This is a genomic window from Amycolatopsis rhizosphaerae (assembly GCF_007713715.1).
In the GTDB taxonomy this organism is placed as follows: domain Bacteria; phylum Actinomycetota; class Actinomycetes; order Mycobacteriales; family Pseudonocardiaceae; genus Amycolatopsis_E; species Amycolatopsis_E rhizosphaerae.
On the sequence record NZ_VJWX01000122.1, the window covers coordinates 1 to 15,363 of the forward strand.

At 71.8% G+C, this 15,363-nt stretch carries 14 protein-coding genes and 1 pseudogene; 9 read left to right on the forward strand and 6 right to left on the reverse strand.

Features of this window, described 5'->3' with window-relative positions; all coding sequences use genetic code 11:
* From FNH05_RS14565 to FNH05_RS14590, 6 genes are all read left to right on the forward strand, one after another.
* The coding region (locus tag FNH05_RS14565; protein WP_246127734.1) for a zinc ribbon domain-containing protein at positions 1–475 on the forward strand (475 nt) is incomplete at its 5' end.
* Positions 476–493: 18 nt separating this feature from the next.
* Positions 494–1,207 (forward strand): GntR family transcriptional regulator, encoded by a 714-nt coding sequence (locus FNH05_RS14570; protein ID WP_246127735.1) that lies wholly within the window; start codon positions 494–496, stop codon positions 1,205–1,207.
* A 168-nt stretch (positions 1,208–1,375) separates the two neighbouring features.
* Entirely contained in the window at positions 1,376–1,879 is a 504-nt protein-coding gene (locus FNH05_RS14575; protein ID WP_144588429.1) for an SRPBCC family protein, read from the forward strand.
* Positions 1,876–3,351, forward strand: coding sequence for an aldehyde dehydrogenase family protein (locus FNH05_RS14580; RefSeq protein WP_144588431.1), 1,476 nt, complete (start codon positions 1,876–1,878; stop codon positions 3,349–3,351). Before FNH05_RS14575 ends, FNH05_RS14580 begins: the two co-directional genes overlap by 4 nt.
* 56 nt (positions 3,352–3,407) lie before the next feature.
* A complete protein-coding gene (fadD11, locus tag FNH05_RS14585; RefSeq protein ID WP_144588433.1) occupies positions 3,408–5,225 on the forward strand; it encodes a fatty acid--CoA ligase FadD11 in 1,818 nt (605 codons plus the stop codon).
* A gap of 3 nt (positions 5,226–5,228) precedes the next feature.
* Positions 5,229–6,158 (forward strand): alpha/beta hydrolase, encoded by a 930-nt coding sequence (locus tag FNH05_RS14590; RefSeq protein WP_144588435.1) that lies wholly within the window; start codon positions 5,229–5,231, stop codon positions 6,156–6,158.
* A 144-nt stretch (positions 6,159–6,302) separates the two neighbouring features.
* On the opposite strand, the gene FNH05_RS14595 is transcribed toward FNH05_RS14590, so the two are convergent.
* From FNH05_RS14595 to FNH05_RS14610, 4 genes are read right to left on the reverse strand one after another with little or no spacing between them, the layout of a single operon-like run.
* A complete protein-coding gene (locus tag FNH05_RS14595; RefSeq protein ID WP_144588437.1) occupies positions 6,303–7,181 on the reverse strand; it encodes a short-chain dehydrogenase/reductase in 879 nt (292 codons plus the stop codon).
* Positions 7,178–8,629: a flavin-containing monooxygenase gene (locus tag FNH05_RS14600; RefSeq protein ID WP_144588439.1), complete on the reverse strand. Its 1,452-nt coding sequence runs from the start codon at positions 8,627–8,629 to the stop codon at positions 7,178–7,180. Before FNH05_RS14600 ends, FNH05_RS14595 begins: the two co-directional genes overlap by 4 nt.
* Before the next feature lie 11 nt (positions 8,630–8,640).
* On the reverse strand, positions 8,641–9,693 hold the full coding sequence (locus tag FNH05_RS14605) for a PDR/VanB family oxidoreductase (RefSeq protein WP_246127736.1): 1,053 nt from the start codon (positions 9,691–9,693) through the stop codon (positions 8,641–8,643).
* Positions 9,687–10,604 carry a metal-dependent hydrolase gene (locus FNH05_RS14610; protein ID WP_144588441.1) on the reverse strand — a complete coding sequence of 306 codons (918 nt, stop codon included), beginning with the start codon at positions 10,602–10,604 and terminating at the stop codon, positions 9,687–9,689. The genes FNH05_RS14605 and FNH05_RS14610 overlap by 7 nt, the downstream gene beginning before the upstream one ends.
* A 59-nt stretch (positions 10,605–10,663) precedes the next feature.
* On the opposite strand from FNH05_RS14610, the gene FNH05_RS14615 reads away from it, so the two are divergent.
* Both FNH05_RS14615 and FNH05_RS14620 read left to right on the forward strand, forming a co-directional pair.
* The gene (locus FNH05_RS14615) at positions 10,664–11,314 is read left to right on the forward strand and encodes a TetR/AcrR family transcriptional regulator (protein WP_186382550.1); all 651 of its coding nucleotides are present in this window, start codon (positions 10,664–10,666) and stop codon (positions 11,312–11,314) included.
* Positions 11,315–11,570: 256 nt separating this feature from the next.
* A complete protein-coding gene (locus tag FNH05_RS14620) occupies positions 11,571–13,883 on the forward strand; it encodes a heavy metal translocating P-type ATPase (protein ID WP_144588446.1) in 2,313 nt (770 codons plus the stop codon).
* Between the two features lie 61 nt (positions 13,884–13,944).
* Here the strand turns inward: FNH05_RS14620 and FNH05_RS14625 are convergent, their stop codons facing one another.
* On the reverse strand, positions 13,945–14,400 hold the full coding sequence (locus FNH05_RS14625; protein WP_246127737.1) for a DUF7144 family membrane protein: 456 nt from the start codon (positions 14,398–14,400) through the stop codon (positions 13,945–13,947).
* A 161-nt stretch (positions 14,401–14,561) separates the two neighbouring features.
* On the opposite strand from FNH05_RS14625, the gene FNH05_RS14630 reads away from it, so the two are divergent.
* Positions 14,562–15,032: a GyrI-like domain-containing protein gene (locus tag FNH05_RS14630; protein ID WP_144588448.1), complete on the forward strand. Its 471-nt coding sequence runs from the start codon at positions 14,562–14,564 to the stop codon at positions 15,030–15,032.
* A 75-nt stretch (positions 15,033–15,107) separates the two neighbouring features.
* On the opposite strand, the pseudogene FNH05_RS14635 reads toward FNH05_RS14630, so the two are convergent.
* A pseudogene (locus tag FNH05_RS14635) lies at positions 15,108–15,363 on the reverse strand (hypothetical protein); the annotation flags it as partial.

A 15,363-nucleotide genomic window follows, 5' to 3' on the forward strand; every position in this document is an offset into this window, starting at 1 on the left:
GAGCCGGGGCCCCGCCCGGCAGGAGACCACCATGCCCCTGTACGACTACGTCAGCGACTGCGGAACCCGGTTCGAAAAACTGGTCGGAAGCTGGCGCGCCCCCAACCCGCCCTGTCCGCACTGCGGTGGGCCCACCCGCCGGGCACCGAGCCGGATCAGCATGATCGGCGCGGCCGCTCCCCCGCCCGGCGACGCCGGGGCGCCCACCTCCTGGGAAGGCACCCGCGGCGGCGACCGCGCGACCATCGCCCACTGGCGGCGCAGGCTCGAGACCCGCCGCGCCTTCGAGGAGCGGCATCCCGAACACGCGACCCGCCGCGAGGCGATCGCCGCGCACGAAGGCGTGTTCGAACGCACCCCGCTGACCTACCGCGAACTGGCCGGTCGCGCGGCCGAATCGCGCGACGCCACCCAGGGCGCGGCAGCGGCGGCGCAGGAGCGCACCAAACCCGCCGCCACTCCGGCAGAGCGGTAGTTCTCTACACTGGAGAAAATGGCGGTGAAGGAACCTGGGGCGCGCATGAACGGCGACTACGTGGGGCGGCGGACCTCGTTCGACACGAAACAGCAGCTCAGCGAGAAGGTCGCCGCCTACGTCCGCGAAGGGATCATGGTCGGCGAGTTCCGGGCGGGCGAATACATCCGCACCGAACGGCTGGCCCAGGAGCTGGGCGTCTCCCCCACCCCCGTGCGGGAGGCGCTCATGCTGCTGGGCAGCGAGGGCACCGTGCGGTGGGAGCCCCGGCGCGGCTACCGGGTCGTGCCGCTGACCCCGCGTGACGTGAGCGACCTGTTCGACGTGCAGGCGTTCATCGCGGGCGAGCTGGCCGCGCGGGCCGCCGAGGCGCTGCCGGACACCGAGCTGGACCGGCTGGAGAAGCTCCAGGCCGACCTCGAGGCCGCCGACCGCGCCCAGCTCCCCGAAGAGGTCGACCGGCTCAACTTCGAGATCCACCGCACGATCAACAAGGCCTCGGACTCGCACCGGATGGCCACTCTGCTCAACCTCACCGTCAGCTACGTGCCGCTCCGGTTCTTCGGCACCATCGAGGGCTGGTCGTCCGCCTCCGCGCACGACCACGCGCCGATCTTCACCGCGTTGCGGGAACGCGACACCGCGGCCGCCAGGACCGCCATGCGGGAGCACATCCGCCACATCGGCGACCTGCTGGTCGCCCACCTCAAGGCCCGCGAACTCCTCAGCTGACCCGCCCCGCCCACCGCCGCGGGGCGGGTCCGGTTCGCTCGGCTCCCGGTCGAGGCAATCCGCAACCCAGCAGGGCACCCAGCGACGGGTTCGGTGCGCGCCAATGTTGACATTGGCTGATGTCAGCAATACGGTCGGCGGCAACGCACCTCCGAAGGGATGCCATCCATGACGCGCTGGTACCCGCTCGACGCCGCCGACGACGCCTTCCTCGACACGGCGCGGTTCCGGTTCGAGCACACCACCGAGACCCCCGCGCCGCCGGACCGCGTCTGGGAAACGCTGACCGCCGACGACGCACTGACCTCGTGGACGAACCTGATCACCGGGGCCGAATGGACCTCACCGAGGCCCTTCGGCGACGGCACCACCAGGACCGTCACCCTGGCCCACGGGGCGGCCGCGTTGCGCGAACGGTTCTACCGCTGGGAAGAAGGCCACCGGATGACCTTCAGTGCCGAGGCCGCCAGCCGGCCCGGCTTCCGCCGCTTCGCCGAAGACGTCACGATCGAACCCCACGCCGACGGAACGCGGCTGACCTGGGTGTTCGCCGCGGACGCCGCCGCCTGGTTCGCCCCGCTGCTCGAGATCTCCCGGCCGGTGCTCTCGCGCGTGACGGCGGGGTGGACCCACGGTGCCGGGCGCCGCGCCGGTCAGGGGATGCGCCCATGACGAGCACAGTGGACAGTGCGATGAGGACCTTCGACGTGGTCAGCCCGCTCGACGGCGAGGTGGTCGCCAGTCACCCGGTCGCGGATGCCCGGGAGGTCGCCGAGGCGGTGCGGGCCGCACGCGAGGCGGCACCGTGGTGGGCGGGGCTGGGCTTCGCCGAGCGCGCACGCCGCCTCGACGCCTGGCGCGGGGTGATCGCCCGCGGGGCCCGCGAGCTGGCCGGGCTGATCCACCGCGAGATGGGCAAACCGCACTCCGACGCGATGCTGGAGATCGCGATGGCGCTGGAACACCTGGCGTGGGCGGCGAAGAACGCCGAACGCGTGCTCGGGCCGCGGTCGGTCCCCTCCAGCCTGCTCACGATCAACCAGGCCGCGAGTCTCGAATACCGGCCGCTGGGGGTGGTCGGTGTGATAGGCCCGTGGAACTACCCGGTGTTCACCCCGCTCGGCTCGCTGTCCTTCGCCCTCGCCGCGGGCAACACGGTGGTGTTCAAGCCCAGTGAGTACACCCCGGGTGTCGGGCTGTGGCTGCGGGACGCGTTCCGGCAGGCCAACGGTGACCGGCCGGTGCTGCAGGTGGTCACCGGTGACGGGAGCACCGGTGAAGCCCTCTGCCGCGCCGAAGTCGGCAAGATCGGTTTCACCGGCTCCACCGCCACCGGCAAGAAGGTGATGGCCGCCTGCGCCGAAACGCTCACCCCGGTCCTCATGGAGTGCGGCGGCAAGGACGCGCTGCTGGTGGACGCGGACGCCGACCTGGACGCCGCGGCGGAGGCCGCGGTGTGGGGTGGGCTGTCCAACGCCGGGCAGACCTGCCTCGGCGTCGAGCGGGTGTACGCGCACCAGGAGATCTACCAGCCGTTCCTCGACCGGGTCGTCGCGCTGGCCGGCGGGGTCCGCGCCGGGGACCAGATCGGCCCCGTCACCATGCCGGGCCAGCTTCTGGTCATCGCCCGGCACATCGCCGACGCGCTGGCCAAGGGCGGCCGCGCGGTGCTCGGCGGGCCGTCCGCGGTGCAGGGACGGTTCGTGCAGCCGACCGTCCTGGTCGACGTCCCCGAGGACAGCACCGCGATCACCGAGGAGACCTTCGGCCCGACCCTGGCCGTGTCCAGGGTCCGCGACATGGACGAGGCCGTCGCGCGCGCCAACGCGAGCCGGTACGGCCTCGGCGCGAGCGTGTTCTCCCGGCGCAACGGCGAGGCCATCGCCGCCCGGATCCGTTCCGGGGCGGTGTCGGTGAACTCCTTCGTCGCCTACGCGTCGATCCCGTCGCTTCCGCTCGGCGGCGTCGGCGACTCCGGTTTCGGCCGGGTGCACGGTCCCGACGGGCTCAAGGAGTTCACCTACGCCAGGGCGATGTCGCGGCAGCGGTTCCCGTCCCCGCTGCCGCTGACCACCTTCCGCCGGTCTCCTCCGGTGGACGCGGTCGTGCGCACCCTGGTCCGGTACCTGCACGGGCGCCACTGACACCAGCGTCCACACAGGACCATCCGAGAAACGCGAACCCGTTCCGGGAGAACAGCATGCCCACCACACCCACCACCCTGTGTGAGGCCTTCCAGCGCACCGCCGCGATCGATCCCGGCGCGGTCGCGGTACGCACGATCGGCGGCACGCGGACGCTGACCTGGCGGGAGTACGCCACCCGCGTCCGCCGGTTCGCCGCCGGTTTCGCCGCGCTCGGCGTCGGGCACGGCGACACCGTGGCGCTGATGATGGCCAACCGCGTGGAGTTCTACCCGGTCGACGTCGGCGCACTGCACGCCGGCGCCACCTCGTTCTCCGTCTACAACACCCTGCCCGCCACCGCGATCCGCCACGTGCTGGACAACGCCGGCGCCAAGGTGATGGTGTGCGAGGCGCAGTACGTCGAGCGTGTGCGGGAATCCGGTGCCGCGCTGGAAAAGATCGTCGTGGTCGACGCCGCACCCGGCGAAGCCCCCGAAGACACCCTAGCGCTGGACGAGCTGGAGTCCCTCGGCTCGCCCGGTTTCGACTTCGAGGCGAGCTGGCGGGCGGTGCGGCCCGGCGACATCGCCACCCTCATCTACACCTCGGGCACGACCGGGAACCCGAAGGGGGTCGAATCGACCCATTCCGCGCTGCTGTTCGAAGCACACGCGGTCAGCGGCGTCCTGCCCATCGAGTACGGCGATCGCATCACCTCGTTCATGCCCTCGGCGCATATCGCCGACCGCATGACCGCGCTGTACTGCCAACTGGTGTTCGGCACACAGATCACCGTCGTCGGAGAGCCCGGGCTGATCGCGGCCGCGCTGCCCGACTGCCGCCCGACGATCTGGGGTGCCGTGCCACGGGTGTGGGAAAAGCTCAAGGCGGCGGTCGAACTGGCGGTGCGCAACGAGCCCGACCAGACGCGGCGCGAAGCACTGCGGTGGGCGCTGGACGTCGGCCTCCGCCGCGTCGAGCTGCAGCGGGCCGGGAAGCCCGTGCCCGGCGAGCTGGCCGCCGAACACGCCAAGGCCGAAGCCGCGGTGCTGGCGCCGCTGCGGGCGAAACTCGGGTTCGGCGAGCTGAAATGGGCCGTGTCAGGAGCGGCCCCGATCGCACCGGACACCCTGGCCTTCTTCGCCGCGCTCGGCCTGCGCATCTCCGAGATCTGGGGCATGTCCGAGCTGACCTGCATCGCCAGCGCCGCGCCCGCCGATCCGGCGAAACTCGGCACGGTCGGCAGGATCGTGCCCGGGATGGAGATGCGGGTGGCCGAAGACGGCGAGCTGCTGGTGCGCGGGCCGCTGGTGATGAAGGGCTACCGCGGCGAGCCGGAAAAGACCGCCGAGGCCGTCGACCCCGACGGCTGGCTGTCCACAGGGGACATCGTCACCGTGGACGAGGACGGCTACCTTCGGGTGGTAGACCGCAAGAAGGAACTCATCATCAACGCCTCGGGCAAGAACATGTCGCCCGCCAACATCGAGAACAGCGTGAAGGCGGCCTCCTCGCTCGTCGGCAGCGTGGTGGCGATCGGCGACTCCCGCCCGTACAACACCGCGCTCGTGGTGCTGGACCCCGAATCCGTGACCGGGCACGGATTCTCCGGCGAAGCCGCCACGATCGCCCGCGACCCCGAGCTCGTGGCCCGTGTCGCCGAGGCGATCGCCACCGCCAACACCAGACTGTCGCGAGTGGAACAGATCAAGCGGTTCCGCATCCTGCCGTGGTTCTGGGAGCCGGGCGGCGACGAACTCACCCTCACCATGAAGCTGCGCCGCAAGCCCATCGCCGCGAAGTACGCGGACGAGATCGAAGCCCTGTACACGGACCCGATCGCCGAGGGCGTGCACGAACCCGTTCTCCCCACCGCCACGGTCCAGGGCTGAGCCGTGCCCGCGCAGGAGACCGCGTCCTGGCAGTCCTGGGTGTTCTCGCAGATCCTGTCCCGCACGCTGCGGCCGCTGACGCGCCACGTTCCCGTCGACCGGCGCACCCTGCCGGTGGCGAGGCTGGTCATCGAGCGCGCCGCGCTCGGCTCGGGCCGCCTGCCCCGGGGCACCGTCGTCGAGCACGTCGCGCTCGGGAACTGCGCGGCCGAACTGGTCCGGGCACCCGGCGCCGGGGACCACGGACGGATCCTGGTGTACTTCCACGGCGGCGGATTCGTCGCCGGTTCGGCGCGGGCATGGCGGCCGCTGGTCGCCGCCCTGTCCGCGCGCAGTGGCCTGCCGGTCCTGTCGGTCGACTACCGGCTGGTTCCCGAGCATGCTCTCGCCGACGCCGTGGCGGACGGGGCCGGCGCATACCGGTGGCTGCTGGCGCGCGGGCACGGCGGCGACGACATCGTGCTCGCCGGGGACTCGGCGGGCGGCGGGCTCGCCTTCCTGGTGGCCCTGCGGCTCCGGGCCGAGGGCCTGCCCGGGCCCGGGCGGATCGCGGCGTTCTCGCCCTGGGTCGACTTCGCCGCGTCCGGGCAGTCCCACCGGTTCAACCGGCTCCACGACCCGTACCTGTCGGCCGCCTGCGTGGGCGCGGTCACCGAACTCTGCGTCGCGGGCCGGGAACCGGAACTGGCCGAACTCTCCCCGCTCTACGCCGACCTGGGGGGCCTGCCGCCGGTGCTGCTGCTCGTCGGTGAGAAGGAACTGCTGCGCAGCGACGGCGAACTGATGGCGCGACGGCTCACCGAGGCGGCCGTACCGTGCGAACTGCAGGTCTGGCCAGGGCAGATGCACGCCTTCCCGCTGCTGCGCCTGCTGCCCGAGTCCGCCGCCGCGCTCGGCGAACTCGCCCGCTTCGCCACCGCTCCCCTGCCCTAGCTGCCGCTCCGGCTGCGGATTGCCGTGAGGGGTCCCCTCACGGCGCCCAACACCGCGCGAGCGTGGGACTCGCCGGGCAGCGCCGAGCGGACCGGACTTCTCCGGAGCCCTGGTCCTCTTTGCTGGTAGGGAACCTCACAGCGCCTATCCGGCCAGAAGTCGGTCTTCGAGGTCGCGGATCAGGGCGTGCAGCCGGGAATCCCGGACCAGGACGCGGTCCAGGACGGGGTTGACGATGCCGCGGAACCAGGACAGGGGTTCCCATGCCGACGGCGCCATCGAGCGCGGCGACCGGTTTTCCACGGCCGAGACGATCACCTCCGCCGCGGTGCGGGCGCTGATGCGGCGGCGCAGCGGCCGGGGCAGCATCGCATCGAGCGCGGCGCCAAGCGGATCGTCGTCGAGCGTGGTGCGCGCCAGGCGGGTGTCGACCACCCCGAAGTAGGCGACCGTCGCGGTGACCCCGTACGGCGCGAGCTCCAGCCGCAGCGCCCGGCCGAGTTGCTCCACGGCGGCCTTGCTGACCATGTAGGCCGCCCCGCCAACGGGCGGGCAGAACGCGGCGGCCGAGGCGACCACCACGAGGTGACCGCGGCGCTGGACGAGGGGTTCGACCACCGCCTGCGCGGTGTTGAGCACCCCGAACAGGTTGACCGAAACGACGCGTTCGAAATCCGCCGGGTCGCCCATCCGGACGGTCGCCGGGACGGGGGTGACCCCCGCGTTGGCCACCGCCACGTCGAGCCGGTCCCAGCGGCCCAGCACCTCCCCGACCGCCGTCCGCAGGGCTTCGGAGTCCCGCACATCCGCCGCGATGCCCAGCGCACGGTGCTCGCCGATCTCCGCCGCGACCTTCTTCGCCGCGGCGGGGTCGAGATCGACGACCGCGACGGACGCCCCGCGGGCGGCGAACGCGTGCGCGGTCTCCCGCCCGATGCCGTGACCGCCGCCGGTGACGAGCGCGACCTGCCCGTCGAGGTCGTTCACCGGCGCGACCGGGCGGAAAAGACGCCAAGGATTCATCGGGACACCTCGTAGTTTTCGATGTCGAACCGGCGGGTACGGCGACGGTACTCGAACGACCAGTTCGGATACAGCCCGGAGTTGGCCCCCCGCCCGTTGGTGTAGTAACTGGAACAGCCGCCCTTGAGCCAGGTGCCGTTGCCGCTGCGCGCGTGGACCTCGTCCACGAACGCCTCCTGCGCCTCGCGACGCACCTCCACCCGCCGGTAACCCGCCTCACGCAACCGGCGGACGGCGTCGACGATGTAGTCGATCTGGCCCTCGATCATGTAGATCGCCGACTGGTTGGCGGCCGCGCCGAACGGTCCGAGCACGGTGAACATGTTGGGGAAACCCGCGTTCGCGGCGCCGAGGTAACTCTGGGGACGCTCCCGGTAGGCGTCCAGGACGGTCCGGCCGCCGGTGCCCTCGATCCGGTCCATCAGGGCGGGGGTCGCGGTGAACCCGGTCGCCAGGATGATGGTGTCCACCTCGTGCTCGGTTCCGTCGGCGGTGACGATCCCGTGTGGACGGACCTCCTCGATCCCCTCCGTCACCAGTTCCACGTTGTCCTGGCACAGTGCCGGGTAGTAGGTGTCGGAGAAGATCGCCCGTTTGCAGCCGATCATGTAGTCCGGTGTCAGCCGCGCGCGCAGCTCGGGGTCCCGTACCTGCCTCAGCAGTTGCAGGCGTCCGAGTACCTCGAACGGATGCCGGAACTTCGTGCTCACGAAACCGGGCAGCCCGAAGGATTCGATCGCGGCGTACCAGCCGCCGCGGTGGAGGCGCTGCGCCACCGGCAGCGCCCGGAACGCGAGTTTCTCCACCGGGCTGATGGTCCGGTCCAGCCGCGGCACGATCCACGGGGCACTCCGCTGGAACACCCGCAGTTCGCGCGCCACCTTCTGCACCTCGGGCACCACCTGCACGGCCGTGGCGCCGGTGCCGATGACGGCGACGCGTTCGCCGGTGAGGTCGTGGTCGTGGTCCCAGTGCAGGGTGTGGAAGATCGTGCCGCCGAAGCCGGCCAGTCCCTTGATCCCGGGCACCGCGGCCTCGGCGAAGGCGCCCACGGCGCTGACCAGGATGCCTGCGGTGAGCTCACCGGAACCGGTGGTGACGTGCCAGTGCCGGGTGTCCTCGTCGAACCGCGCCTTCAGCACCTCGGTCTCCAGGCGCAGGTGCCCGATGACGCCGTGGTCCTCGGCGGTGCGCCGCAGGTAGTCCAGGATCTCCGGCTGCCTGCCGTACTTGCGGCTCCAGCCGGGATTCGGTGCGAACGAGTAGGAGTACAAACTGGACGGGACGTCGCAGGCGGCGCCCGGATAGGTGTTGCGGCTCCAGGTCCCGCCGAGGTTCGCGGTCCGTTCCAGGATCACGAAGTCGCGGATGCCTGCCTGCCGCAGCCGCACGCCGAGGCCGAGTCCGCCGAAACCGGCGCCGATGATCACGATCGGATGGTGTTCCATACCGGTGCCTTTCACAGGTCGAGTTCGAGCGTGCCGGTGGCACGGGACAGGCAGGGCAGCATCGCGTGGGCGCGCTCGGCGGGCGGCAGCGTGGCGTCGCGGTGGTCGACCTCGCCGGAGAGCACCGCGACCTTGCACGTCCCGCAGAAACCCTGCTGACAGGAATAGGCGATGCCGGGCATGGCACGCCGCAACGCGGCGAGCGCGGATTCCTCCGCCCCCACCTCGACTTCCCGCCCCGAACGGGCCAGCCGGATCGAGAACGGTACTCCGCCCCGTACCGGCGGTGGGGAGAACCGCTCGCTGTACAGCCGCGCGGCCGGATTCAGCGTGCGCAGGATCTCCTTCGCGCCCTCCAGCAGCGGAGGCGGCCCGCAGAAGTAGACCGCCGCGCCCGGCTCGGCCATCGCGAGGGTCGCCGCCAGATCCGGTACGCCGTGCTCGTCGTCCGTGCGGACGACGACCTTGTCGCCGAACCGGGCGAGCTCTCCGAGGAACGGCAGAGCGCGGCGGGAACGTCCGAAGTAGACGAGCTTCCACCGCGCGCCGGAAAGCTGCGCGTGCCGCACCATCGGCAGCAGCGGCGTGATGCCGATGCCGCCCGCCACGAACAGGTACGACCGTTCCGGAACCAGCGGGAAGGCGTTGCGCGGACCGCGCACGGTGAGAACGTCCCCGGCCGCGACGCGCTCGTGGATTTCGCGCGAGCCTCCTCCGCCGTCGCGGATCAGGCGGACCGCGATGCGGTACCGGTGGTGGTCCGCCGGGCTGCCGCACAGCGAATACTGTCGTTGTTTCCCGGACGGCAGGAAGACGTCGAGGTGGGCACCCGGCGTCCACGCGGGCAGCCGTTCGCCTTCCGGACCGGCGAGGGTGAGGGCCACGACGTCCTCGGCCGCCGCGGTGACCGACTCGACCCGCAACGCCAGCTCGAACCCGCTCAGCTTCACCGGCCTGCCGCGGGAAAGCACCGGCGCGGCACGGCTTTCCGCGAAGACCTTCAGGTAACCGCGGTAGGCGGCGACGAAGGCGTCGATACCCGGATCGAGGACCGTCTTCAGCACGCCGTGTCCTTGATCGGCGCCGTGGCGAGGTAGCGCACCGCGAGCTCCATCCCGTCGAGCTGCGACGGGTGGAAACCGGGCTTGAGGTAGACGGGGACCTCGGTGAGGAAGCTGGTCAGGTTGGGAATGACCTTGCGGCGGGTGGCGCTGATGCCCTCCAGCACCGGGGCCAGGTAGCGGCGGAACGGGTTGCGGCTCCTGCGCCGCGCGGGGTCGTTCGCCACCAGCCAGGCCAGGGTGGCCATCCCGGTGGCGAACAGCGCCGCACTGCCCAGGACGGCCATGCGGGCACGCCGGGCGTAGCTGCCGTCGATGTGCTGATAGGCGTCGAAGACCACGCTGCGGTGCTCGACCTCCTCCGCGCCGTGCCAGCGAAGCAGGTCCAGCAGCATCGGGTGGATGCCGGATCCGGCCAGTCCCTCGGATTCGAGGAAGAACTTGCCCCAGACGGCCGTGTAGTGCTCCAGGGCCGAGAAGAGGGCCAGCCGCTCGCAGAGCAGCCGGTGGCGCACCTGATCGCCGCCGAAGTCGGCCATGATCACGTCCAGGATCCGGTTCAGCCGGGTGACGACCGGTTCCGGGTCGAGGCCGAGTTCGGCCAGGCGGTCCAGCACGCCGCCGTGGTTGTCGGCATGGGTGGCCTCCTGGCCGATGAACCCGACGACCTCCTCGTACAGGCGCGGATCGTCGATCAGGGGCAGGGCCTGGGCCAGCGCCTTCGACATCGCCTTCTCGCCCTCGGGCAGCAGCAGGTGCATGCAGTTGTAGACGTGCGTGGCCACCATCTGCCCCGGGATGTAGTGCATGGGCACGTCGTCCCAGCGGAAATCCATGTCCCGGGCACGGATGGCGTGCGCCTCCGCCGCGTACCGCTGCCGCGTGCTGTCCTCTGGCTTCCCTGCCAGTCGCATGCCTTCGCTCCTCCATAGGAAACGGGCGTTTCCTGTGATGGTGGGTTACCGTGATGGCCATGTCAAGAGCCGGAAGCGAGATCGAGGACAGGCCGCGCTGGCACGGGAGCACGGCCGGAGAACGCTCGGCGCAGCGGCGCCGCCGGCTTCTGGACGCGGGATTCCGCCTGCTCGGCGGCGAGGGCGCGGCGGCGGTGTCGGTCCGCGCGGTCGCCAGGAACTCGGGACTGAGCCCGCGCTACTTCTACGAGAGTTTCGCGGACCGGGACGCCCTCCTCCTCGCGGTCTGGGACGATCAGTACGCGAACGTCGCCGCCAGGGTCGAGGCGGCCATCGCCGAGGCGCCGCCGGACTTCCCGGCCCGCATGCGGGCCGCGCTCGACGCCGCGGCGGCGTGGCTCGAAGAGGATCCGATGCGCAGCAGGACGATGCTGCTGGAGACGATCGCGGAGGCCCGCCTGCGGATGCACGCACGGCGGCGGCTGCCCGAACTGGTGCTGCAGACGGCCATGGCCTCGGTCGGCGGGCAAGCGCTCGACGGCGTCACCCCGAAAAAGCTGTCGGTGACCGTGACGGCCGCCTCCGGGGCGATCGTGAACCTGTTCCTCGAATGGGCCAGCGACGGCCTCGACGTGACACGGCGGGAACTGGTGGACAGCGTGCTGGAGGTCGTCAGCGCCATCATGGCCACCGCACTGACGAACGCGTGACCTCCGGGCCGTGAGGGGTCCCCTCACGGCAAAGTCGCTCGGGCGTTGGCCGTGAAGGGTCCCTTCACAGTCGATTCGACCGTGAAGGGTCCCTTCACGGCTCGCCCCAGTCCCTCCGGCGGGGGTGAGGGGTCCCCTCACGGGCAATAGGGCCCAAGGTCGCGGCTGGTGGGGACGTGCTTCCCTGCCGCGCGTGCCCGGGAGCCGGGGATGGTGACAGGGTGACGGCCCGAATCGACGGACGGTGGTGGTGGCCATGCCGGTGACCGGCGGCAAGCACGGCCCACTTTCCCGTGAAGCGCTCCTGCTCATCGCGGTCACGCTGCTGGTCGCCGCGGGCGGCGTGGCGTGGCTGTTCGACCCGATGCCCGCGAACATCCTGTGGGCGGTGGCCGACGGCGTCGCGCTGGTCCCGGCCCTCGTCTGGGTGGCGGCCGACCTGCGGGCGGGCCGGTGGGGCGCGGACCTGCTGGCCGTGCTGGCGCTGGCCAGCACGCTGGCCGTCGGCGAGTACCTGGCGGGCGCGATCATCGGCGCGATGGTGGCGACCGGCCGCGTCCTGGAGGTCGCCGCGCAGCGACGGGCGGGCCGGGACCTGTCGGCCCTGCTGGAACGCGCCCCCAGCCAGGCGCACCTGCGCCGCGTGGGGCGGATGGAGACCGTGCCGATCGCGGAGGTGCGCGCCGGTGACCGGGTCGTCGTGCTGCCGGGCGAGATCGTGCCGGTCGACGGCACCCTGCTCGGCGACGGCGTGTTCGACGAATCGGCGCTGACCGGGGAGGCCGCTCCGGTGACCAGGGCCGCGGCCGAACGGGTGCGCAGCGGTGTGGTCAACGCCGGGGGCGCCGTCGATCTGTCCGCGACGGCCACCGCCGACGCCAGCACCTACGCCGGCGTGGTCCAGCTCGCGCGGCAGGCGGCGGCGAACACGGCGCCGGTGGCGCGCCTGGCCGACCGGATCGCGGTCTGGTTCCTGCCGACCGCGCTGATCATCGCGGGCATCGCCTGGGCGGTGACCGGCAATCCGGACCGGGCGGTCGCGGTACTGGTGACCGCGACGCCGTGCCCGCTGCTGCTGGCCGTGCCGATCGCCGTCACCGGCGGGATGTCCCGGGCTTCCCGGGCCGGGGTCGTGGTCAAGGGCGGCGCGGCGCTCGAACTGCTGGGACGGGCGGACACGCTGGCCATGGACAAGACCGGCACCGTGACCGAGGGCAGGCCCGAGGTGGTCGACGTCGTCTGCGCGCCGGGGGTGCGGCCCGAAGAGGCGCTCGCGCAGGCCGCCGCCGTCGAGCAGTACTCGCCGCACGTGCTGGCCGGGGCCGTACTGCGCGCGGCCGAACGCAACGGCGTGCACCCGGCGCACGCCACGTCGGTGACGGAGGAACCGGGCCGGGGAGCGACCGGGGTGGTCGACGGCACGAAGGTCACGGTCGGGCGCCTGTCCGGCGACGGCGCACTGCCGGACTGGGCGGCGGGCGCGGCCCGGCGCGGCCGCCTCGACCTGGCGAGCATGATCTGGACCGAGCGCGACGGCACCCCGGTGGCCGCACTGCTGGTGCGCGACCGGATCCGCCACGACGCCGCCCGCACGATGCGGCGGCTGCGCGCGGTGGGGCTGCGGCACGTGGTGCTGCTGACCGGGGACCGCGTGGACAACGCGACCGAGGTCGCCGGGATGCTCGGGGTCGACGACGTGCAGGCCGACGCGAGCCCGGCCGACAAGATCGAGCGCGTGCGCTCGGCCCGTTCCGACGGGATCACGGTCATGGTGGGCGACGGCATCAACGACGCACCGGCACTGGCCGCCGCCGACGTCGGGATCGCGCTGGGTTCGCGCGGGTCCACCGCGGCGGCGCAGGCCGCGGACGCGGTCATCCTCGACGACCGCATCGACCGGCTGGCCGACGCGGTCGAGATCGCGCGGCGGGCCCGTGGGCTCGCGGTGCAGAGCGCGGGAATCGGCACGGTGCTGTCGCTGCTGGCGATGGTGGCGGCGGCCTTCGGCTGGCTGATCCCGGTGGTGGGTGCCCTGGTCCAGGAGGGCATCGACGTCGCGGTGATCCTCAACGCCCTGCGGGCCCTGCGCGGACCTGCCCGGCAGCGCCCGCCCGCCGAGGCGGACGAACTGCTGCACCGCTTCGCCGGGGAGCACGAGCAGTTGCTCGCGGCGCGCAACGCGGTCCGGCAGGCCGCGGACGCGCTGGCCGGCGGGAGCAGCCCGGACGCCGACGCGGCCATCCGCCGGGCCCAGCGCCTGCTCGTCGACGAACTGCTGCCGCACGAACGGGCCGAGGAGACCGAGCTCTACCCGGCGCTGGGCGGCGTGCTCGGCAGTCCGGAAGGGACGGTCACGATGAGCCGGGGGCACGTCGAGATCGAACGGCTCGTGCGCCGTCTGGGACGGCATCTGGCGGAGGCGCCGGACGGGATCCAGCCCGACCAGGTCGACGATCTGCGCGCCACGCTCTACGGGCTCGACGCCGTGCTGACCCTGCACTTCGCGCAGGAGGAGGAAGCGTACTTCTCACTCGCCTCCTCCTCCGGCGACGGCAAGGCGGAAGACTGAGTGAGGGGTCCCCTCGACTAGCGAGGGGACCCCTCACGGCCCCATGCCTGGCTATGGAGAGTCAGAGTTGCTCGTATTCCTCCCTGGCTTCCTGCCCGTGGACCACCACCGCCCAGATCACGACCACGTCCAGCGCGATCACGATGGTGGACCACAACGGGTAGGCGGACAGGAAGGCCAGTTGCGCGATCGCGTTGATGGTCGCCAGTACCACCGTCGTCACGCGGGCCCACATCGCGCCGGTGAACAGCGCGAGACCGGCGATGACGGCGAGGATCCCGATGATGAGGTGCACCCAGCCCCAGCCGGTCAGGTTGAACACCAGCAGGCCTTGCGGGCCGATCACGTAGTACCTCGGATTGAACAGGGCGACCACGCCCTCGATCACGTTGAACACGCCGAGCAGGATCATCATCGCGCCGCCGAACCAGATCCAGCCGACCCATGCCGTCTGGGTGGTCGCCCGGCTCGTCGATCGCACCCCGCCCGCGGTCCCCGGATGCGCGTGTTGGCTCATGGCGTTACCCCTCCTGTCTCGTGCCGGATTCCGGCTTGCCTGTCATCGTCGGCCGCGCCAGGACACGCGGTCCTCGCCCGACCAGGGTGAGATCACCGCCGGGGACCGAAGAGGACTTACGGCCCTTGAGGGGGGTTCCGGTACGGGCGACGCTGAGTGCCATGAGGACCTACGAGATCCAGGCGGAGACCAGGCAGGAGCAGCCCACGGCGATCGCCGAGGACACGTTGCCGGTCGCGGAGATCGGCCCCTGGCTCGGCAGGACCTACCAGTCCGTGACCGAGGCCGTCGCCGCACAGGGCGCCTATCCCGCGGGCCCCCCGTTCGCCCGCTTCCACATCCGCGGGGACGACCGGTTCACCGTGGAGGCGGGGTTCCCGGTCACCGCGCCGATCGAGGCGACCGATCGGGTCGTCCCCTCGACGCTGCCCGGCGGACCCGTGGTGTCGACCCTGCACGTGGGTCCCTACGACCAGATGGAACCCGCGTACCAGGCGCTCACCTCGTGGGTGAAGGACCACGGCGGCGAACCGGTCGGGGACGCCTGGGAGGTCTACCTCACCAACCCCGCAGAGCAGCCCGATCCGGGTGCCTGGCGTACCGAGGTCGTACAGCCGTACCACCAGGTGTAGACGTTTTCCTTGGCTGCCGAGCGGTTTTCCCCGCAGCACATCGGTGACACCGTCGGCACCGCCGCCTGTGGCCGGTCAGCCGGACACAAGGCGAAGCCGGAGGCCGCCGGCGCCCTCGTCCAGCACCTGCATCGCCAGGACGCCCGCCTTCCTCGCCGGAGGCCCAGGCTCACCGCCGTCCGAGCAGACGCTGTACTGACCGCTCCGGGTCAGCGAAACCGTGCAGCCGGGCTGGAGGTTGCCGGAACTGCTTCTGCCACCGGACACGGCCCGGTAGACCAGCCCGTTCGGGTCCGCTCTTTCCACCGTGAGAGTGGTGATCCCACCACCC